The organism is Pseudomonas sp. NBRC 111133 (genome assembly GCF_001320605.1).
Lineage (GTDB): Bacteria > Pseudomonadota > Gammaproteobacteria > Pseudomonadales > Pseudomonadaceae > Aquipseudomonas > Aquipseudomonas monteilii.
This window is the reverse complement of sequence record NZ_BCBJ01000070.1, coordinates 1-20,723: the sequence shown is the minus strand read 5'-3', so window position 1 is coordinate 20,723 and position 20,723 is coordinate 1. Positions and strand designations below refer to the sequence as shown.

Sequence of the window (20,723 nt, the reverse complement as noted above, 5' to 3'; positions counted from 1 at the left end):
CGCCGTGGTCAAGTCCATCGCTTCGGTAACCGGCGCCGGCAAGTTCGAAAACCTGGTCCTGGACAAGACTCCGGTCAGCACCGAAGTCACTGACGAGCCAGGCGTGGGTATTCCAGGCGACAACAACCATGGCGACAAGGTTGAATTGAGCATCGTTGCCAACCAGACGTCGGTGTACGAGAACGAGAAGCCGACCTTCACCATCAGCATCAAAGAGGCCCTGGACCAGGACCTCACCGTGCAGCTGGGTGCAGGCAAGTCGGTGGTCATCGAGAAAGGCCAGACTTCTGCGATCTGGACCAACGACGCGCAGGGCGAAGACGTCTACGTCGATGGCGACTCGCTGACTGTGAGCATTACAGGCACTCAGCTGGCTGATGGCCGGCAGTTCGAGAACCTGGTGTTGACCCAGTCTTCGGCCAGCGTCGAAATCAAGGACACCCTGACCGAAGTCGTGGCCAAGCTGACGGCTACCGAGCAAGTGACCGAAGGCGGCAACATCGTCTACACCGTCACCTTGACCGGCCCGACCGGCTTGCCGATCAACAACCACGGTGCATTGACCTTCACCCTGAGCGACGGCAAAACCACCATCACCGTACCGGCTAACGAAACCAGCGGCAGTGTGAGCGTGGCTGCGCCGGACAACGTGTACATCGGCGACACCAACGTCAGCCTGTCGCTGAAGTCGGTGGACGGCCCAGGTGTAAGCCGCTTCGAAGACCTCAAGCTGGATGACAAGGCTGCCAGCACCAAGGTGGTCGACGAGCCGGGCGTGGGTATTCCAGGCGACAACAACCATGGCGACAAGGTTGAATTGAGCATCGTTGCCAACCAGACATCGGTGTACGAGAACGAGAAGCCGACCTTCACCATCAGCATCAAAGAGGCCCTGGACCAGGACCTCACCGTGCAGCTGGGTGCAGGCAAGTCGGTGGTCATCGAGAAAGGCAAGACTTCTGCGATCTGGACCAACGACGCGCAGGGCGAAGACGTCTACGTCGATGGCGACTCGCTGACTGTGAGCATTACAGGCACTCAGCTGGCTGATGGCCGGCAGTTCGAGAACCTGGTGTTGACCCAGTCTTCGGCCAGCGTCGAAATCAAGGACACCCTGACCGAAGTCGTGGCCAAGCTGACGGCTACCGAGCAAGTGACCGAAGGTGGCACCATCACCTACACCGTGACCCTGACCGGCCCGACTGGCTTGCCGATCAACAACCACGGCGCGATGACCTTCACCCTGGCGGACAAGACCGTTATCAACGTGGCGGCCAACGCTACCACTGGCTCGGTGACTGTGCCGGCGCCGGACAATGTGTACATCGGCCAGACCACCGTAACCAACAGCCTGGAATCGGTGGCCGGTGCAGGTGCCAGCAAGTTCGAGCAGCTGACCCTGAACAAGACCGCGGTGACTACCATCGTCAAGGACGAGGCCGGCGTGGGTACCTCGGGCCCAGGCAACCAAGGCGATGTGTCTACAGTTGGCATCACTGGCACCACGTCGTTGACTGAAGGCGAAACCGGCCGTTACACGCTGACCCTCAGCCACGAAGCTAAAGATGACGTCACCGTTACCCTAAGCTACAGCGGCACCGCCAAGGACGGTCAGGACTTCACTGGCGTCGCTACTGTCACGATCCCGAAAGCCAGCTTGGGCACTACGTTCTCAATCGCCACCATCGACGACAACCTGGTCGAAGGTAGCGAGAATTTCGTGGTGAGAATTGAAAGCGCTACCGGCGGCAAGTTCGAGAACCTGCAAGTCGACAGCAGCAAATCGAGTGTGACTACGACCATCTTGGATAACGATCATCTGCCAGTTTCGACCGGCGGTGCTGTCACCGGTGTGGAAGATACTGAATACGTCTTTAAGTGGAGTGATTTCAACGTCACCGATGCCGATGGCAACACCGGCCTCTCCGTGACGATTACATCGCTTCCGGCTGACGGTATCCTGAGGGTCTTTAATAGCAGTACCCAAACTTGGGGTGATGTTGCCGCAGGGCAACAAGTCAGCCAGGCAGACATCAAAAATGGCTACCTCAGGTTCCAGCCGGATTTGAACGAATCGGGTATCAACGGCTACGGCGGGTCCAGTGTGGGCAACCAGCAGGCCGATTACGCCCAGTTCAAGTACAAGCCTTACGATGGCGTCAACCCCGGTGGCGAGGTGACCATGAAGGTCGACATCGCGCCGCAGGCTGACAAACCGATTCTGGTCATCGGCAGTGCCGATGCTGTCTCCAAGTCGCTTACCAAGGAAGTCTGGACTTCGCTGAAAGGGCTGGGTACCGATGGCAATGGCATCACCGGCGACGCTTTGAAGAACGTCTTTGCCAACTCGGGTGCGGCGACTTCAAAAGGCACTACCACCAATGTGCAGTCCGATGGCAGCGTCAACGCAGGTTCGGGCTCCAAGACCTCGGGCCTGATTTACCTGGAAGAAGGAAAAACCTACACCTTCAGCGGCACTGCCGATGATAGTTTGGTGGTCACCGTGGGTGGCAATACTGTGGTAACCACCACGTGGGGTGGCGGTGGACAGATTTCGGGTACCTTCACGGCTAAAGTCAGCGGCTACTACCCGATCGAGGTCTACCATGCCAACCAGGCAGGTCCTGGCAGCTATGACCTTAACATCAAGGTGGGTAACGGTACTGCTGTAGACTTGAGCAGTGCCAACATCCCGATGTACCAGAGCGTGGCGGACATGGCCACTGCCGGCCTGACCGCGTCGGACTTGCACACAGTCAATGGCCAGAGCTACTACGACGGCTACAAGCTGAACGAAGGGCCGGAGGGTGGCTCGGTCAAGCTGGTTGGCATTACTGCCGGCCTGGTCGATACCGATGGTTCCGAGAGCTTGAGTGTAACGCTCAGCGGCATTCCGGCTGGTTCGGTGCTGAGCGATGGTGCGGGCCACACCATTAAGGTGGGTGGTACGCCTGTAGATGTGACTGGCTGGAAACTCAGCAGCCTGACACTGACGCCGCCAGCCTACTACGAGGGCAAGTTCACTATCGCAGTAACCGCTACCGCTACCGAAAGCCTTGGTGGTTCGGATAACACCCCCGGCCATATTCCGGTTACGGTCTACAAGGCTGAATACAAGCCAGCAGTGGGCACCACGGGCAACGATACAATCGCGGGTGGCGAAAGCAACGATATCATCGTGGCAGATGTATCTGGCTTGAACGTAGTTCAGGGCAAGAACTACAACATCGCATTCATGGTCGACAGCTCCGGCAGTATGAGCGAAAAATCGATTGCCGATGCCAAGGCACAGCTTGCATCGGTGTTCAATTCACTCAAAGCCAGCTTGGGCTCTGATGCCTCGGGTAAGGTGAACATCTTCTTGGCTGACTTTGACAGTCAGGTTAACAAGAACGTCTCGATCAACCTTGCCGATTCGAATGCCCTCAGCAAGTTGCAGGCGGTGCTCGACTCGATGGTAGGCGGAGAGAAGTATGGTGGTGGTACCAACTATGAAGATGTGTTCAAGGCGACGGCCAACTTCTTCAAGAGCACTATGGCTACCAGTAACACAGGGGCGGAGAACCTGACGTATTTCATCACCGATGGCAAGCCCACTTTCTGGCAGAAACAGGAGGATACTAATCCCTGGCTGTGGCGCGGCAAGTATCTGGATGATGTTGTGAACGTGAACAATTACAAGCTTGGTGAATCTTTTGATAAAGTGATTGACGGTCAAAGACTTATTATCACCACCGGCGGTGATGTTTACGTCAACAGCTATAATAATTATGTGGGGGCGATCCATGCTCAAGGGGATGGCACCTATGAGTTCTCTACCCGGGCGGGCTCGGGTAACTCTAGCAGTTGGGATAGCGCGAGTGACGGTTCGGCGGCCAGCTTCAAGCTACTTTCTGGCTTGACTAAAGTTCAGGCTATCGGGCTTAACAACGATGTCAGCTGGAACGATCTCAAGGACTATGACAGCGCCGGTAAACCACAAACCAATATCGACCCGTCCAAACTGGCGGCGGCAATTCTCGGACATACCGAGGCCACCGTTCCGGGCTCGGATAGCATTGATGGTGGCAATGGTAACGACATCATCTTCGGTGACTTGATTACCCTCAACGGCGTTGTCAGCGAGGGTTACCAAGGTTTGCAGGAGTACGTCGCACAGAAGAGTAATGTGGATGTCAGTACCCTCACTGCCAAGAATGTGCATCAGTACATCGCCGAGCACTACACGGAATTTGATATCTCGGGTGCCAACGACGGTAATGACGTCCTCACAGGCGGCAATGGCAACGATATTCTCTTCGGGCAAGGCGGCAGCGACAGGCTCGATGGTGGCAGAGGTAACGACATTCTGTTGGGTGGCAGCGGCGATGACTTCCTGATTGGTGGCCATGGCGACGATACTTTGATCGGTGGAGCAGGTAAGGACACCTTCATCTGGAAGTCCGGCGATTACGGCAATGACGTAATCAAGGACTTCAAGGCTGCCGAAGGGGACCGGATCGACCTGAAGGATTTGCTTGTCAACGAAACCGGCAAGACCATCGACAACTACCTGAAGATGAGTTTCGCAGACGGCTCTACCACTTTGCAGATCAGCAGCGAAGGCAAGCTCAACGCTGCGGGTGGTGTTGCCAACGCGGACGTAACCATCAAACTTGAGGGTGTGAACTGGTCGGGCAATTCGATCAACTCGTTAATCACCGGTAGCGACCCATTGATCCGCATCGATAACAAGGACAACTGATGCGCTAGCGGGCTGCTCTGCAGCCCAATCGCCCATCACTGGCTGACACGGGTCCGTTGTAGGAGCGGCCTTGTGTCGCGAACGGGACGCGCAGCGGCCCCACGGTTTCAGCAGTAATGCCGAGATCGGCGGGGCTGCAGCGCGGCCCGGTCGCGACACAAGCCCGCTCTTACAGGGATCGCGTTAGTCAGGCAGGGCCCTTATCGGCTATTTCCCGCAACCCCCACCACAGCGCATACTCTTGCGCCGGGCCTGCGCGCCCGGCGATCTTTGCCTATGCTGCTGTCTACCAACAAGGAATCAACGTGACGAGGGACACCGCCATGTTCTACGTGCAACGCGACGCCACCGGCCAGTTGCTGCGGGTAGAAGCAGCCGCTTTTGACGAGTTCACCGAAATGCTCCCCGCTGACCATGCCGAGATCCAGGAATGGTTTGCCGACGACGTCGTGGAAAACAGCCTCAACCAGCTCAAGCAAAGCGACCTGGACATGATCCGCGTGCTTGAGGACCTGATCGATGTGCTGACCGCCAAAGGTGTATTCAAGATCACCGACTTGCCGCCAGGTGCCCAGGCCAAACTGCTTAACCGCTCTACGGCGCGCAAGGCGCTCAGCAGCTTGAACAACCTGATCGATGAAGAAGAGCAGGGCGGGCTGATCTGATCGCAGGGCGACAGAACTCAGTGATATGTATATTCCTTAAAGGTATTTAAAATATCCCGCTTATGACTTTATAGTCACTACCACTGCGTACCCGTCGACCAATCGATGTGCCGCACGACTTGAACCCACACGGGAAAACCCCGTGCGTTTCTGATCGTTGCGCGCCATTGAAGTCGCGCACTGCGTGGGAGTGATAAATGTCAGCCGCCTCGAACGCCTTGTCGACCATCGACAGCGCCCAGCCGCAAGTTTTCGAAATCCGTCCGTTCTCCGGTGCCGTAGGCGCCGAGATCATCGGCCTGGACCTGGCCGAGCCGGTCAACGCCAAGGATTTCGCCCGTATCCATCGCGCCCACCTCGACCACCATGTGCTGGTTTTTCGCGACCAGCGCATCAGCCCGGAACAGCACATTGCCTTCAGCCGCCGCTTTGGTGAGTTGCAGATCCATGTGCTCAAGCAGTTCCTGCTTACAGGCCATCCCGAGATCCTGATCGTTTCCAACATCATCGAAAACGGCCAGAACATCGGCCTGGGCGATGCGGGTAAGTTCTGGCACTCCGACCTGTCGTACAAAGCGCTGCCCAGCCTTGGTTCCATGCTGCATGCCCAAGAGCTGCCCAGCGAAGGCGGCGACACGCTGTTCGCCGACATGCACAAAGCTTGGGACGCCGTACCCGACGCCCTGCGTAAATTGGTCGAGGGCCGCAGTGCTGCCCACTCCTACACCGCCCGTTACGCCGAAACCAAATTCGAAGGCAACTGGCGCCCGAACCTGACCGCCGAGCAATTGGCGCAGGTACAGGAAGTTATCCACCCGGTGGTCCGCACCCACCCGGAAAACGGCCGCAAGGCGCTGTTTGTCAGTGAAGGCTTCACCACCCGCATCGTCGGCCTGCCAGACGATGAAAGCCGCGACGTGCTGCAACAGCTGTACGCCCTGAGCGTGCTGGAGCAGAACATTTACCGCCATCAATGGCAGCCCCACGACCTGGTGTTCTGGGACAACCGCTCGCTGATCCACCTGGCCACCGGCTGCCCCGCGCACCTGCGGCGCAAGCTGTACCGCACCACCATCCAGGGCGATGCCCCGTTCTGACGACTGAGGAAACCATCATGCGCAAATCCATCAGCCGCCTGGCGGCAAGCATCGGCCTGGGCGCAAGCCTAGTCGTCGGCAGCCTGGCTGCCCCCGCCGTGGCCCAGGCCGAAGGCAAGATCCGCATTGCCGAACAATTCGGCATCGTCTACCTGCTGCTGAACGTGGTGCGTGACCAGCACTTGATTGAGAAACACGGCAAGGAGCTGGGCATCGACATCGAAGTCGACTGGGCACAGCTGTCGGGTGGCTCGGCCATCAACGACGCACTGTTGTCCGGTTCGGTGGACATCGCCGGCGCTGGCGTCGGGCCGCTGTTGACCGTCTGGGACCGCACCAAGGGCCGGCAGAACGTGAAGGCCGTGGCTTCGCTGGGCAACTTCCCGTACTACCTGGTCAGCAGCAACCCCAACGTGAAGACCATCGCCGACATCTCCGACAAAGACCGTATCGCCGTTCCGGCGGTAGGTGTTTCGGTGCAGTCGCGCTTCCTGCAGTACGCCGCTGCCCAGCAGTGGGGCGACAAGGCATACAACCGCCTCGACAAATACACCTTGGCCGTGCCGCACCCGGACGCCACCGCCGCGCTGCTGGCGGGCGGCACCGAGCTCAACGGGCACTTCTCCAACCCGCCGTTCCAGGACCAGGTACTGGCCAACAAGGACGTGCATGTGGTGCTCAACAGCTATGACCTGCTCGGCCCCAACTCGCCGACCTTGCTGTTTGCTACCGAGAAGTTCCGCAAGGACAACCCCAAGACCTACAAGGCCTTCGTCGATGCTCTGGCCGAAGCCGCAGACTTCGCCCAGAAAGACAAGGCGGCTGCCGCCGACACCTATATCCGCGTAACCAAGGCCAAGATCGACCGCGACACGCTGATCAAGCTGATCGACAACCCACAGTACGAATTCACCGTTACGCCCAAGAACACCTACAAGCTGGCCGATTTCCTCTATCGGGTAGGCGCCATCAAGCACAAGCCGGAGTCGTGGAAGGACTACTTCTTCCAGGATGAACGCCCGCTGCAGGGGAGCTGACCGATCATGACCGCCCCATTGCCAGGCCACACGGCCAGCAACCTGAGCCGTGTCACAACGCCGCCTTTGCTCAAGGTGGATAACCTCAGCCTCGAATACCGCACCGCGCAACGCGTGGTGCGGGCCACCCATCAGGTCAGCTTCGAAGTCGACCGCGCTGATCGTTTTGTACTGCTCGGCCCCTCCGGCTGTGGCAAGTCCACCCTGCTCAAAGCCGTGGCCGGTTTTATCCAGCCGCAAGAAGGGCAGATTCTGCTGCAGGGCCAGACAGTGCGTGGCCCAGGCCCCGACCGCATCGTGGTGTTTCAGGAGTTCGACCAGTTGCCGCCGTGGAAAACGGTGAAGCAGAACGTCATGTTTCCGCTGCTGGTGTCTGGCCAGCTCAAGCGGGCGGAGGCGGAGGAACGGGCGCTGCATTATCTGGAAAAGGTCGGTCTGGCCGCCTTTGCCGATGCTTATCCTCACACGTTGTCCGGTGGTATGAAGGCACGTGTGGCAATTGCCCGGGCCTTGGCCACCCAGCCCAAGATCCTGTTGATGGATGAGCCGTTCGCCGCCCTGGATGCGCTGACCCGGCGCAAGATGCAGCAAGAGCTGTTGCTGCTGTGGGAGGAGGTGCGGTTCACCCTGTTGTTCGTCACCCACTCCATCGAAGAAGCCCAGGTGGTTGGCAACCGTATCCTGCTGTTGTCGCCGCACCCGGGGCGGGTGCGTGCCGAAGTGCACAGCCACCAGTACAACCTGGGCAGCCTGGGTGGTAGCGACTTCCAGGCCAGTGCCCGGCGTATTCACCGTTTGCTGTTCGACGAGGCGGATACCCCGGAACAGGCAGACGACCTTGGCTTCAACGATATCCGCATCGCCTACTGACAGGAGCTTCAGCCATGACCACTACACCTGTACGCCAGGAATACGAGGTGCAGCTGGAGCCCCTGCTCAGTGTGCCTGTAGAACGCCAACTCCCCTTGGTGCAGCGCTTGTGGCAGCAAGGCTGGCTGCGCAAGGCGGTTATCCTGCTGGTAATCGCGATGCTGTGGGAGGCCGTAGCCCGTTATCAGGGTAACGACCTGCTGCTGCCAGGCTTCTTGCAAACCGCCGCCGCCCTGTGGGACGGCCTGGCCAGCGGTGAACTGCCCGCCAAAGTCGGGGTTTCGCTGGTGATACTGCTCAAGGGCTATGTGCTGGGTATCGTCCTGGCCTTTGGCCTGACCAGTCTGGCGGTTTCGACCCAGCTGGGCCGGGACCTGCTAGGTACACTGACGTCAATGTTCAACCCGTTACCGGCCATTGCGCTGTTGCCACTGGCCTTGCTGTGGTTCGGGCTGGGCGACAATAGCCTGATCTTCGTGCTGGTGCATTCGGTGCTGTGGGCGTTGGCGCTCAATACCTACGCCGGTTTCCTTGGTGTGTCGGAAACGCTGCGCATGGCTGGCCGCAACTATGGCCTGAAAGGGCTGCGGCTGGTGTTGCACATCCTGGTGCCGGCGGCCTTGCCGTCGATCCTGTCGGGGCTGAAGATCGGCTGGGCGTTTGCCTGGCGTACCCTGATCGCTGCCGAACTGGTCTTTGGTGCCAGCAGCGGCAAGGGCGGGCTAGGCTGGTACATCTTTCAGAACCGCAACGAGCTGTATACCGACAAGGTGTTTGCCGGGTTGGCGGTGGTGATTCTGATCGGGTTGTTGGTGGAAGGGCTGGTATTCAACACCCTGGAGCGGCTGACTGTGCGGCGTTGGGGGATGCAGCGCTAGATCTTGAGCCTGTACCGGCCTCTTCGCGGGCAAGCCCGCGAAGAGGCCGGTACAGGTTATCAACCAAGGTACTGAGCTGCCGCATTGCTCAAGATCTTGCCAATTTCCTCGCGCAACCCCGCAGGCTGCTCCACCACAACTCCATCCCCATGGCTCAACAGCCACCAGCGCAATGGCCAGCCATCGTCCACCGTGGCCCGCAACCGATGCCCATGCTCTAGCGCCGTCAGCTGCATATCGTTGCTCAACGGTGCAATCCGCAACTGCCGCGCCAGTGCGTCGCTGATCCGCGCCACCAGCTCCACACCTTCGCCCTGCGCCGGTTGCAACCCGTCCCCCCGCAGGTGCGTCAGCAAGTCGAAATTACCGCGCAATTCACCCACCGCACTTGCCGACCAGTGCCAGCCGAACGGGATGCTCTTGTCATTGCGTTCCAGCGGAAATATCAGCGAAAGCTCGTTGAGGTCACGCTCGACCGTGCGTTTGCTGACCGTGAAGCCCACGTCACGCAGGCGCCACACCAACTCGGCGCTGGTTATGCCTGGGGAACGGCTGGGCAGCTGGCGCAGCAGTGCCCATTGTCGGCTGAGGGTGGCGCGGGTGGTGGCGAACGGCAAAAGATAACGTCCTTGTCTAGGCTTGCCGCAATAGGATGGCGGCACGCGAGGGGCATGGCAATTGGCCACAGCCTGCTCAGATCAAGGAAGTCGCATTTGGTTGCCTGGTACCGAATCGTTCGCGACAGGTTTTGACGTGACATCACGCAGAATCACGCCTCATCACAGCCGAAGGTTGGGGTTGTGCGTCGTTCAATGAGGATGAACATGTCTGCTGCCAGCAATATCCATTCGCTGCTTGCCCGCCTTCTGCCCGAGCGGGTCATCGCTCCACCGAGCCCCGTCGGGAGGCGGCCACCCCTGTTCGCCGGCGTGGGCTTGCCCAGCCAGCGCTCATTGCTGGTCAACCGCCTGGATGAGGCCAGTGACCTGCAGGCGGTATACGTCGACCTGCGTAGTCAGGCGTTGCAAGGCAGTGTGGCGGCGCTGAACGACCTCGGCTGGATCTGGCTCAACGGAAAGTATTGGCGCGCCGATACCGTGCTGGCCGGTCACCTGCTGCGCATGGCTGCTCTGCAGGGCAATGCCGCCGCCTGGTTCAATCTCGGTCAGCAGCATTATTTTGGCAAAGGCATCGACCCCTCCTACGTGCAGGCGGCGGAGTGCTACCGGCAGGCCTTCGAACGGGGCATGTTGCATGCGGCTGCAGCATTGGGTGACCTGTATGAGGAGGAAGTGTGCGATGGCGACCAGGATTGGCAGGTCGACCTGGTGCAGGCTTACCAGTGGTTCATGCGCGGGGCCGAGCGGGGTGAGGCACGCTGCCGTTTCGAGGTGGGTTACCGGCTGATGCACGGGCTGTATGTGGATGCCGACCTCAAGGCTGCGTTGTACTGGCTGGAGCTGGCGGCAGCGGCGGGGGTGGTACAGGCAGCCGAGGAGCTGGCGGTGCACTTCAGCAGCCGGGACGCGGTGCGCTACCAGGAGTGGCGGGACCGGGCGGTGCAGATGGGCAGTACATTGGCCCTGACCATGAAACTGGAAGACCAGATCCAGCCTTGAGTTTTCTGTAGCCTGTGCCGGCCTCTTCGCGGGCACGCCCGCGAAGAGGCCGGCACAGGCTGAAAAATGAACAACAATTCATTCATACCCTCTGTCACCCCCAGTTGACGACAGGGGGAGGGCAAGGCGTATATTGATAGTTAGCAAACTATGAATATCCTTGGTTCCTTCCATGTCCCTTGATCTCCTGCGCCTGCAAGTCAGCAGCGGCATGGTGGTTGCCGCCCGCCACTGGCGGCGCATCTGCCACACCGCCCTGACCGGTTACGGTATTTCCGAGGCCTGCGCCGCGCCGCTGCTGATGATCGTGCGCCTGGGTGATGGCGTGCATCAGGTGGCTGTTGCCCAGGCTGCCGGCCTCGAAAGCCCGTCGCTGGTGCGCCTGCTCGACCAACTGTGCAAGGCCGGCCTGGTATGCCGCAGCGAGGATCCACTGGACCGCCGCGCCAAAGCCCTGAGCCTGACCGCCGAAGGCCGCGCCCTGGCCGAAGCCATCGAAGCCGAGCTGGTTCGCCTGCGTCGCGATGTGCTGAACGGCATCGACCAGGCCGACCTGGAAGCTGCCTTGCGCGTGCTGCGTGCCTTCGAAGCGGCCGGCCTGGGCAGCACGGGCGGGGCGGCATGAACGGTTTCTTCAGCTCAGTCCCCCCGGCGCGTGACTGGTTCTACGGCGTGCGTACCTTCGCGGCCTCCATGATCGCCCTGTACATTGCGCTGCTCATGCAGTTGCCACGTCCCTACTGGGCGATGGCCACGGTGTACATCGTCTCTAGCCCGTTCGTCGGCCCGACCAGTTCCAAGGCCCTGTACCGCGCCGTGGGCACACTGTTGGGGGCCGGTGGCGCGATTTTCCTGGTGCCGCCACTGGTGCAGTCGCCATTGTTGCTGAGCATCGCCATTGCCTTGTGGACGGGCACCTTGCTGTTCCTGTCGCTGAACCTGCGTACGGCCAACAACTACGTGCTGATGCTGGCCGGTTATACCCTGCCGATGATTGCGCTGGCGGTGGTGGATAACCCGCTGGCAGTGTTCGACGTGGCATCGTCCCGGGCGCAGGAAATCTGCCTGGGTATCGTCTGCGCGGCAGTGGTCGGTGCCATTTTCTGGCCGCGCCGGCTTGCCCCTGTGGTGGTTGGCGCCACCGGTAGCTGGTTCACCGAAGCGATCCGCTACAGCGACACCTACCTGGCCCGCGAAGTCAGTGCCGACAAGGTTGGTGGCATGCGCGGGGCGATGGTCGCCACCTTCAACTCGCTGGAGCTGATGATCGGCCAGCTCGGCCATGAAGGCGCCGGCCCGCATACGCTGAAAAACGCCCGCGAGTTGCGCGGGCGCATGATTCACCTGCTGCCAGTGATCGACGCCCTTGATGACGCACTGGTTGCCCTGGAAGGCCGCGCCCCGGCGCAGTTCGTTCAGCTTCAGCCAGTGCTTGAGGCTGCCCGCGATTGGCTCAAAGGCACTGCCGAAAGTGCTTCGGTCGCACGCTGGACCGCACTGCATGAACAGATCGATCGCCTGCAGCCCGGCGCTGCTGCCCTTGACCAACGTGCCGAGCTGCTGCTGTCCAACGCCCTGTACCGTCTGAGCGAATGGGCTGACCTGTGGCAGGACTGCTGTACCCTGCAACACGCCCTGCGCACCGACGACGCTACGCCTTGGCGCGCGGTGTACCGCCACTGGCGCCTTGGTCGCCTGACGGCGTTCTTCGACCGTGGCCTGATGCTGTATTCAGTGGCCTCCACCGTACTGGCGATCGTTGTCGCCTGCGGCCTGTGGATCGGCCTGGGCTGGAACGACGGCGCCAGCGCGGTGATCCTCGCCGCTGTGTCGTGCAGCTTCTTTGCCGCCATGGACGACCCGGCACCGCAGATCTACCGGTTCTTCTTCTGGACGCTGATGTCGGTCATCTTCTCCAGCCTGTACCTGTTCCTGGTGCTGCCCAACCTGCACGACTTCCCGATGCTGGTGCTGGCCTTCGCCGTGCCGTTCATCTGCGTCGGCACCCTGACCGTGCAGCCGCGCTTCTACCTGGGTACCTTGTTGACCATCGTCAACACCTCGACCTTCATCAGCATCCAGGGCGCCTACGACGCCGACTTCTTCACCTTCCTCAACTCCAACCTGGCCGGCCCCGTGGGCCTGCTGTTCGCGTTCATCTGGACCTTGGTAATGCGCCCGTTCGGTGTGGAACTGGCGGCCAAACGCATGACCCGCTTCGCCTGGCGCGACATCGTAGAAATGACCGAACCCGCCACCCTGGCCGAGCACCGCCAGGTGGGTGTGCAAATGCTCGACCGCCTGATGCAGCATCTGCCGCGGCTGTCGCAAACCGGCCAGGACAGCGGCGTGGCACTGCGCGATTTGCGCGTAGGGCTAAACCTGCTCGACTTGCTCGCCTACATGCCGCGTGCCGGCCAGCAAGCCCGCGAACCCCTGAACACGGTGGTCGAGGAAGTGGGCGCACATTACGCCGCCTGCCTGCGTGCCGGCGAACGCCTGCATGCCCCGGCCGCACTGCTGCGCAACATGGAGCGTGCACGCCTGGCGCTGAACCTGGATGAGCTGTACGAGCGCGGCGATGCCCGCACCCAACTGCTGCATGCCCTGAGCGGCTTGCGACTGGCGCTGCTGCCGGGTGTGGAAGTGATGCTCGAACCCGCCGAACAACCGCAACTGCCTCCCGGCCTCGACGGAGCACCCCTGTGATTGGTGAACTGGATATCAGCGGGGTGTTCCTGCCCACGCTGCTGGTGATGATGTTTGGCACCTACCTGTTGTTCCTGGGGGTGCACGCGGTGCTGGTGCGCCTGCACTTCTACCGCCTGGTCTGGCACCGGGCGTTGTTCAACGTTGCCCTGTATGCCGTGCTGCTTGGCGCGGTGGACCACTTTTGCCGAAACCTGATGCTGCCATGAAAAAACCTTTGCTGACCCTGGGCCGTGTGGTCCTGACCTTGCTGGTAGTGACCTTCGCCGCCGTGCTCGTGTGGCAGATGGTGGTGTACTACATGTTTGCCCCCTGGACCCGCGACGGCCACATTCGCGCCGACGTGATCCAGATAGCCCCGGATGTGTCCGGGTTGATCCAGAAGGTCGAGGTGTGCGACAACCAGACCGTCAAACGCGGCGACGTGCTGTTCACCATTGACCAGGACCGCTTCACCCTGGCCCTGCGCCAGGCCAAGGCTACCTTGGGCGAGCGCCAGGAAACCCTGGCCCAGGCCTCACGCGAAGCACAGCGCAACCGCAAACTGGGCAACCTGGTGGCCGCCGAGCAACTGGAAGAAAGCCAGTCCCGCGAGGCCCGCGCCCGCTCGGCTGTCAGCGAGGCACAGGTAGCGGTCGATACCGCCCAGCTCAACCTCGACCGCTCGGTGGTACGCAGCCCGGTAGACGGCTACCTCAACGACCGCGCCCCGCGTAATCACGAATTCGTCACCGCCGGCCGCCCTGTACTGTCGGTGGTCGACAGCGCTTCGTACCACGTCGATGGCTACTTTGAAGAAACCAAGCTGGGCGGTATCCAGATCGGTGATGCCGTGGATATTCGCGTGATGGGTGACAACACCCGCCTGCGCGGCCATGTGCAAAGCTTCGCTGCCGGCATTGAAGACCGCGACCGCAGCAGCGGCGCGAACCTGCTGCCCAACGTCAACCCGGCGTTCAGCTGGGTGCGCCTGGCCCAGCGTATTCCGGTACGCATCGCCTTCGACGAAGTGCCGGCAGACTTCCGCATGATTGCCGGGCGCACCGCCACGGTGTCGATCATCGAGGGCCAGCACCCATGAAACAGCTGATCCTGGCTGGTCTGTGCCTGTTGCTGGGGGCCTGCATGATGGTGGGCCCCGACTACGAGGTGCCGAAAGACGCGGCGGTACAACGCAGCGACCTCAACGGCCCGTTGCGCCAGGATGCCGACAGCGTGGTCTCGGCACCGGTGCCTGAGGATTGGTGGCAGCTGTATCAGGATCAACGGCTGAACGAACTGGTGCGCCAGGCTTTGAGTGCCAACACCGAATTGCGCGTAGCCGCCGCCAACATCGCCAAGGCCCGCGCGCAGGTCGAAGTGGCCGAATCGCAAGGTGGCTTCAACGGCGGCGTCAAACTGGGTGCCCAGCGCCTGCAGGAGTCGGGTGAAGCTTTCCTGCTGCCCGAAAAGGTGCCGGTGGCCAACATCGGCGAGGCCATCATCAGCGCTTCGTATCAGTTCGACCTGTGGGGCACTTTCAAGCGCGGTACCGAGGCTGCTAAGGCCAATGCCGACGCAGTGCAGGCCGCTGCCGACACTGCTCGCATCACCCTGGTGGCGGATGTGGTCAAGGCTTATACCCAGGTGTGCTCGGCCAACGAGGAATACCACATCGCCCGCGAGTCACTCGACTTGCAGGAGCAAAGCGTGAAGCTGAACCAGCGCCTGCGTGATGCCGGGCGTGGTGATGAAACCCAGGTCACCCGGTCGCAAACCCAGTTCAAGTCGTTGCGTGCCGAACTGCCGCGTTTCAAGGCCGAGCGCGAGACCGGCATGTATACCCTGGCGGCTCTGCTGGCCAAGCCTGTTGACCAGTTGCCTGCCGGTACCGCCGATTGTGCCGAGCTGCCGCACCTGAACCAGCGGGTGCCAGTGGGCGATGGCGCCGCGTTGCTCAAGCGCCGTCCAGACGTGCGTCAGGCCGAACGCCAGCTGGCTGCGGCCACCGCGTACATCGGCGTTGCCACTGGCGCGCTTTATCCGGATATCAGCATCGGCGCCCAGGTTGGCACCATCGGCATCCTGGAGAACCTGGGCGAGCCCGCGACCAACCGCTGGGGCTTCGGCCCGCAGATCAGCTGGAGCATCCCTACCAACGGCACCCGTGCGCGCATTCGCATGGCTGAAGCCTCTACTCAGGCGGCCTTGGCAAACTTTGATGGCGTGGTGCTGAACGCCATTCGCGAAACCCAGACCCGCCTGGCGCAATACAGCGCGCTGCTGGACCGGCGCGATGCGCTGGCCGAGGCAGAAAAATCGGCCAAGGAGGCGGCAGACCAGACGCACCGGTATTACCAGGCGGGGCGTGAGTCGTTCCTGGCAGATTTGCAGGCGACGCGGACCTATACCGATATGCGTGCCCAACTGGCGGCGGCCAACAGCCAGGTGGCGATGGGGCAGATTGGGGTGTTTTTGGCGTTGGGGGGGGGCTGGAAGGAAAGCCCAGCTGGGAAGTCACGCCCATAGATCTACTAGTTACTTGACCGTTTGAGTGTTCGTCATGCTCTGCCTGACCTAACCGAGCGGGTGGAACATGGAAGAAGTTACGTGTTGTTTGTCTGACTTCATCATGGATGGGCAGACTCAAAACTTTTGTGCAAAGTCCAGTTATACGCCTTATGGGTTCGATGCAACTCAACCAATCGGGGGGCTGGGCTTTAATGGCCAGCCTCATGACCGGGTGACAGGATGTCATCTGCTAGGCGCCGGCTACCGGGCCTTCAGCCCTGTGCTGATGCGATTTAACAGCCCGGACAGCTGGAGTCCGTTTGGCAAGGGCGGGTGGAGCAGTTATGCCTATGTCTCGTGCGACCCCATCAATTACGTTGATCCAACGGGGCATGTTAAGCAACCTCCGCGCCCATTATCGTTACAGATGGATTCCAAACCGAAATTGAATTCGCCAACCCGAGCGCGCAGTGCTCCCGTTTTAGCGTCACCCTCGTCGAGACGATCGCCATCGAGTACATCTAGCTCCTCCGGAGGGCACTCAGCCAGCAGTGGGCGTTACAGCTCTCAATTATCATGGAGCTCCAGCGCATCTTCAGGCTCCAGCAAGGGCTGGACGTTAGACAAATCCAACGCCACTTTCAAAATGCTGACCGATTCTGAGCAGAAAGTGTTTGATGTTTTTCAGAACGCCATACATCACTTTGGCATGTCTCCCAAAGACGCTTCAATGTTGGCGGGTGCCAGTAACTATAAATTGCTATCCAACAATAAAGTTGACAATTTTCAAGTTCGCCTTAGCAAAGGACAGCGTGTATCGGGTGAAATTGAAGGTAAGACTGCAATCATTCGTCAGGTAGGTGGGCATACATGACACCGCTGGGGAACCGGAGGCAAAGCCATCCCGCTTTTTCAGATTTGTAGCAAGATTTTTCATGAAATCCGCCCAGCACCCTTGAGGGAAGCCAAGTCAGAGTGAACAATGTTCTCTTTCGCATTCCCTTCGAGACTGGCCATGAAAATCCGTTCCCGTCTGTTCGCCTGGCTGCCGGCTATATTGGTCGGCCCGGTACTGGCGCTGTGCAGTACCTTGGCGCTGGCCGAGTCCCCCGCCGAGGCCGCCAAGGCCCTGCACCTGCTGGACTACATTGGCGCCGACTACCCTCCGACCGTGCAAGAGGGCAAGGTGGTCGACGCTGGCGAATACCGCGAGCAACAGGAGTTCAGCACGGTATTGGCCGAGCTGGTCAAAAGCCTGCCCGCAAATACCGAGCAAGGCGCTCTGGAGCAGGGCGTCCAGGCGTTGCGCCAGGCCATTGATCAGCGCCAGGACGGCACGGCAGTCGCCAGGCAGGCCCGCCAACTGGGCGCGCGCCTGGCAGTGGCCTACGAGGTCAGCCAGGCGCCGGTGATCACCCCGGACCCAGCTCGCGGCGCTTCGCTTTATGCGCAGAACTGCTCGATCTGCCACGGCGACACTGGCGCAGGCGACGGCCCGGCAGGCGTGGGCCTGGATCCTGCGCCTGCCAACCTGCGCGATGTCGCGCGCCTTGACCAGTTGAGCCTGTTCGACCTCTACAATACCCTGGCCTTAGGCATCGACGGCACCGAGATGCCGTCCTTTGCCGACCAGCTGGATGACCGCCAGCGTTGGGATGTGGCCGCCTACATCGCGAGCTTCACCGCCAAGCCGGAAGCCGGCAAAGGCGACAAGACCTGGAACATTGCCGACCTGGCCCGGCAGACCCCGGCCGAAGTTGCCGTCAATGAAGGCATCGCGGTCGTGGAAGCGTTCCGTGCCCAGCGTGCACAGCCGCCGCAGGTCAAACGCGGCCCGGCGCAATTGCTCGAATACACCGCCAGCACGCTGGACAAGAGCCTGGCCGCCTACCGCGCAGGTGACCATGACCAAGCTTATGACCTGTCGGTAGCGGCCTACCTGGAAGGCTTCGAGCTGGTGGAAAGCTCGCTGGACAATATCGACACTCAGGTGCGCAAGGACACTGAAAAATCCCTGATGGCTTATCGCCAATCGTTGCAGGACGGGTTGCCCGTGGCCCAGGCCGAGCAACGGCTGGCCGAAGCCAAGGCCAAGCTAGACCAAGCCGCGAAGCTGTTGGGCAGCGATGGCCTGAGCTGGTCGCTGAGCTTTATCTCTGGCTTGCTGATCCTGCTGCGCGAAGGGCTTGAAGCGATTCTGGTACTGGCGGCGATCCTGGCCTTCCTGCGTAACACCGGGCAACAGTCAGCGGTGCGTAGCGTCAATATCGGCTGGGGTCTGGCACTGGTTGCCGGCTTTGCCACCTGGGCATTGGCTGCCTATGTGATCGATGTGGGCGGCGCCCAGCGCGAGCTGCTGGAAGGTTGTACGGCGTTGTTTGCTGCTGTGATGGTGCTGTGGCTTGGCGTATGGATGCACGACCGCCGCCACGCCGCTGCCTGGCAGAGCTACATCAAAAGCAGCCTGGTCAGCGGCGGCGGACGATTCGGCTTCGCCTTGCTGGCGTTTTTCTCGGTGTACCGCGAACTGTTCGAAGTGATCCTGTTCTACGAGACCCTATGGTTGCAGGCAGGCCCTGCCGGGCACCAGGCGGTGCTGGCCGGTGGCGCCACGGCGCTGGTGCTGTTGGTTGGGCTGGCCTGGGTGATCCTGCGTGGCTCTGCGAAGCTACCGCTTTCGCTGTTCTTCAGCGTCAACGCCGCTCTGCTGTGTGCGCTGTCGGTGGTGTTCGCCGGGCATGGCGTGAAAGCGCTGCAAGAGGCTGGTGTACTGGGTACGCGGCCGGTGGCGTTCTTCGAGTTCGACTGGCTTGGGATTCATGCCGATGCCTACTCGCTGTCGGCGCAGGCGGTGGCCTTGCTGGCCATCATGGTTCTGTATGGGCGCTCGCGGTTGACGGAAAAGGCCAGGGCGGCGGCCAACTGAGGCCGCCATCCTGAGAAACCTATTTGATCAGGCAGGTTGTGGCGCCTTGAGAATGTTCTGCAGCAGCTGGACACTTTCGACGGCGTCATGACCCAGGCTGGTCAGGTAGCCGCCATCGGGTTGATCGGTCAGCCCTTTTTCATGCAGGCGTTGCGCAGCCGCGATCAGGGCAGGGGCGGCGGTGCTGGTTATCTTGATGCCTTCCTGGCTGCTGTCGTGTTTGAACAGCGCGAGTACTTCCAGTTCAGCGATCAGATCGGGGGTAAAGGACATGGCGACTCCTGACTTCCAGACAAGGATGGCGGCACCGCTGACGGTGCCTGACCTAGGAGTGTAGACGGGTTATTCGTCGTCGCCTTGATCCATCTCAGGTGGCAGCTCAGGCAGCGCCCGCAGGGCATTCTCGTACCACTCGCCGTCGAAGGCGCGGTCTTCCACCAGCATGTTGTCGATCTCGAAGGCCAGCACATGGGCCATCAGGTTGAGGATGTCCTCGCGCTCGTAACCGACCAGGGTCAGCTTGTTGAAGGTGGCCTTGGCCGCAGGCGGTTCGCCGCTTTCAATCTGGTTCTCGATCGCCTGGGTCAGTGTCGCCTCGGCGAAGGCTTCGTCGTCATTGTCGATGTCGGTGGGCTCGCTCATGGCGGTACTCCTGTTGGGGGACACACAGTGTGCCACGCCTGTGGCGGCAATGCCCGGGCATTGACGGGGTGCATGACGCTGGTCAGGGGCGGGCGTACGGTCTATAAAAGCCGGGCCAACCCCTTACGGCCTGGAGGCTGTTACCCCATGCTCAAGCTTTACGGATTCTCGGTCAGCAACTACTACAACATGGTCAAGCTGGCCCTGCTGGAAAAAGGCCTGCCCTTCGAGGAAGTCGCATTCTATGGCGGCCAGGCACCACATGCGTTGGCAGTGAGCCCTCGCGGCAAGGTGCCAGTGCTTGAAACCGAACACGGCTTCCTCAGCGAAACCAGTGTGATCCTCGACTATATCGAACAGACCCAAGGCGGTAAGGCGCTGCTGCCCGCCGACCCGTTCGGGCAGGCCAAGGTGCGTGAGCTGCTCAAGGAAATCGAGCTGTATATCGAGCTGCCGGCGCGTACTTGCTATGCCGAATCATTCTTCGGCATGTCGGTTGAGCCTCTGGTCAAAGAGAAAGCCCGGGCCGATTTGCTGGCCGGGTTTGCCACCCTCAAGCGCAACGGTCGCTTTGCGCCGTTTGTAGCAGGCGAACAACTGACGCTGGCAGACCTGATGTTCTGCTTCTCGGTCGACCTGGCTTATGCCGTGGGCAAAAAGGTGCTGAACATCGACTTCCTGGCGGACTTCCCGCAGGGCAAGGCGTTGCTGCAACGGATGGGCGAGAACCCGCACATGGCGCGGATCGTGGCAGACAAGGAGGCGGCGATGCCAGCCTTCATGGAGATGATTCGCAGCGGTAAACGCTGAAATCAGAGTTGGGCCATTCGCGGGCGAGCCCGCTCCCACAGGTAAAGCACCGCTTTTGAGGCCGGTGCAATACCTGTGGGAGCGGGCTTGCCCGCGAACGAGGGCGAAGCCCTCGCCTTGAGACCTTAACGCGAAGCCAGCAGCGCCTTGCCGCGAACAACCGCCGCGCGCACCTGCGCCGGCGCCGTACCACCAATATGATCACGGGCATTCACCGACCCTTCCAGGGTCAGCAC

The 20,723-nt window shown here is 60.9% G+C and carries 19 protein-coding genes; 15 read left to right on the top strand and 4 right to left on the bottom strand.

The features are described from left to right. The 6 genes from APH36_RS32730 to APH36_RS16390 form a co-directional block, all read left to right on the top strand. Nucleotides 1–4,744: immunoglobulin-like domain-containing protein (locus tag APH36_RS32730; protein ID WP_256219246.1), on the top strand; the 4,744-nt coding region annotated here is incomplete at its 5' end. Between the two features lie 323 nt (nt 4,745–5,067). Next, nucleotides 5,068–5,409, top strand: coding sequence for a hypothetical protein (locus APH36_RS16410; protein ID WP_023661418.1), 342 nt, complete (start codon nt 5,068–5,070; stop codon nt 5,407–5,409). A 197-nt stretch (nt 5,410–5,606) separates the two neighbouring features. Beyond that, a complete protein-coding gene (locus APH36_RS16405) occupies nt 5,607–6,506 on the top strand; it encodes a TauD/TfdA family dioxygenase (protein ID WP_060499484.1) in 900 nt (299 codons plus the stop codon). A gap of 17 nt (nt 6,507–6,523) precedes the next feature. After that, entirely contained in the window at nt 6,524–7,543 is a 1,020-nt protein-coding gene (locus tag APH36_RS16400; protein ID WP_060499483.1) for an ABC transporter substrate-binding protein, read from the top strand. 6 nt (nt 7,544–7,549) lie between these two features. After that, nucleotides 7,550–8,413 carry an ABC transporter ATP-binding protein gene (locus tag APH36_RS16395; protein WP_060499482.1) on the top strand — a complete coding sequence of 288 codons (864 nt, stop codon included), beginning with the start codon at nt 7,550–7,552 and terminating at the stop codon, nt 8,411–8,413. 14 nt (nt 8,414–8,427) lie between these two features. Further along, nucleotides 8,428–9,291 carry an ABC transporter permease gene (locus tag APH36_RS16390; RefSeq protein ID WP_060499481.1) on the top strand — a complete coding sequence of 288 codons (864 nt, stop codon included), beginning with the start codon at nt 8,428–8,430 and terminating at the stop codon, nt 9,289–9,291. A 59-nt stretch (nt 9,292–9,350) separates the two neighbouring features. Here APH36_RS16390 and APH36_RS16385 read toward each other — a convergent pair whose 3' ends face one another. Then, the gene (locus APH36_RS16385; RefSeq protein WP_060499480.1) at nt 9,351–9,908 is read right to left on the bottom strand and encodes a WYL domain-containing protein; all 558 of its coding nucleotides are present in this window, start codon (nt 9,906–9,908) and stop codon (nt 9,351–9,353) included. Nucleotides 9,909–10,115: 207 nt separating this feature from the next. Here APH36_RS16385 and APH36_RS16380 point away from each other — a divergent pair, with 207 nt between their 5' ends. The 8 genes from APH36_RS16380 to APH36_RS16350 all read left to right on the top strand — a co-directional run bounded on the left by APH36_RS16380 (nt 10,116) and on the right by APH36_RS16350 (nt 19,035). Then, on the top strand, nt 10,116–10,910 hold the full coding sequence (locus APH36_RS16380) for a tetratricopeptide repeat protein (RefSeq protein ID WP_060499479.1): 795 nt from the start codon (nt 10,116–10,118) through the stop codon (nt 10,908–10,910). 172 nt (nt 10,911–11,082) lie between these two features. Continuing rightward, nucleotides 11,083–11,535 carry a MarR family winged helix-turn-helix transcriptional regulator gene (locus tag APH36_RS16375; protein WP_060499478.1) on the top strand — a complete coding sequence of 151 codons (453 nt, stop codon included), beginning with the start codon at nt 11,083–11,085 and terminating at the stop codon, nt 11,533–11,535. After that, nucleotides 11,532–13,619: an FUSC family protein gene (locus tag APH36_RS16370; protein ID WP_060499477.1), complete on the top strand. Its 2,088-nt coding sequence runs from the start codon at nt 11,532–11,534 to the stop codon at nt 13,617–13,619. Before APH36_RS16375 ends, APH36_RS16370 begins: the two co-directional genes overlap by 4 nt. Continuing rightward, nucleotides 13,616–13,828, top strand: coding sequence for a DUF1656 domain-containing protein (locus APH36_RS16365; RefSeq protein ID WP_003255905.1), 213 nt, complete (start codon nt 13,616–13,618; stop codon nt 13,826–13,828). Before APH36_RS16370 ends, APH36_RS16365 begins: the two co-directional genes overlap by 4 nt. Then, a complete protein-coding gene (locus APH36_RS16360) occupies nt 13,825–14,700 on the top strand; it encodes an HlyD family secretion protein (RefSeq protein ID WP_060499476.1) in 876 nt (291 codons plus the stop codon). The genes APH36_RS16365 and APH36_RS16360 overlap by 4 nt, the downstream gene beginning before the upstream one ends. After that, nucleotides 14,697–16,127, top strand: a complete 1,431-nt coding sequence (locus tag APH36_RS16355; protein ID WP_060499475.1) for an efflux transporter outer membrane subunit — start codon at nt 14,697–14,699, stop codon at nt 16,125–16,127. Before APH36_RS16360 ends, APH36_RS16355 begins: the two co-directional genes overlap by 4 nt. Nucleotides 16,128–16,194: 67 nt before the next feature. Further along, nucleotides 16,195–16,983, top strand: coding sequence for an RHS repeat-associated core domain-containing protein (locus APH36_RS30895; RefSeq protein WP_082426405.1), 789 nt, complete (start codon nt 16,195–16,197; stop codon nt 16,981–16,983). 108 nt (nt 16,984–17,091) lie between these two features. Beyond that, nucleotides 17,092–19,035, top strand: a complete 1,944-nt coding sequence (locus APH36_RS16350; RefSeq protein WP_060499474.1) for an FTR1 family protein — start codon at nt 17,092–17,094, stop codon at nt 19,033–19,035. Nucleotides 19,036–19,062: 27 nt separating this feature from the next. Here the strand turns inward: APH36_RS16350 and APH36_RS16345 are convergent, their stop codons facing one another. Continuing rightward, a complete protein-coding gene (locus APH36_RS16345; RefSeq protein ID WP_060499473.1) occupies nt 19,063–19,308 on the bottom strand; it encodes a TIGR02647 family protein in 246 nt (81 codons plus the stop codon). A gap of 69 nt (nt 19,309–19,377) precedes the next feature. Beyond that, nucleotides 19,378–19,677: a hypothetical protein gene (locus APH36_RS16340; protein WP_043203257.1), complete on the bottom strand. Its 300-nt coding sequence runs from the start codon at nt 19,675–19,677 to the stop codon at nt 19,378–19,380. Between the two features lie 147 nt (nt 19,678–19,824). Between APH36_RS16340 and APH36_RS16335 the strand changes: the two genes are divergently transcribed. Beyond that, entirely contained in the window at nt 19,825–20,487 is a 663-nt protein-coding gene (locus tag APH36_RS16335) for a glutathione S-transferase (RefSeq protein ID WP_060499472.1), read from the top strand. A gap of 125 nt (nt 20,488–20,612) precedes the next feature. On the opposite strand, the gene APH36_RS32725 is transcribed toward APH36_RS16335, so the two are convergent. Continuing rightward, the coding region (locus APH36_RS32725; RefSeq protein ID WP_256219247.1) for a hypothetical protein at nt 20,613–20,723 on the bottom strand (111 nt) is incomplete at its 5' end.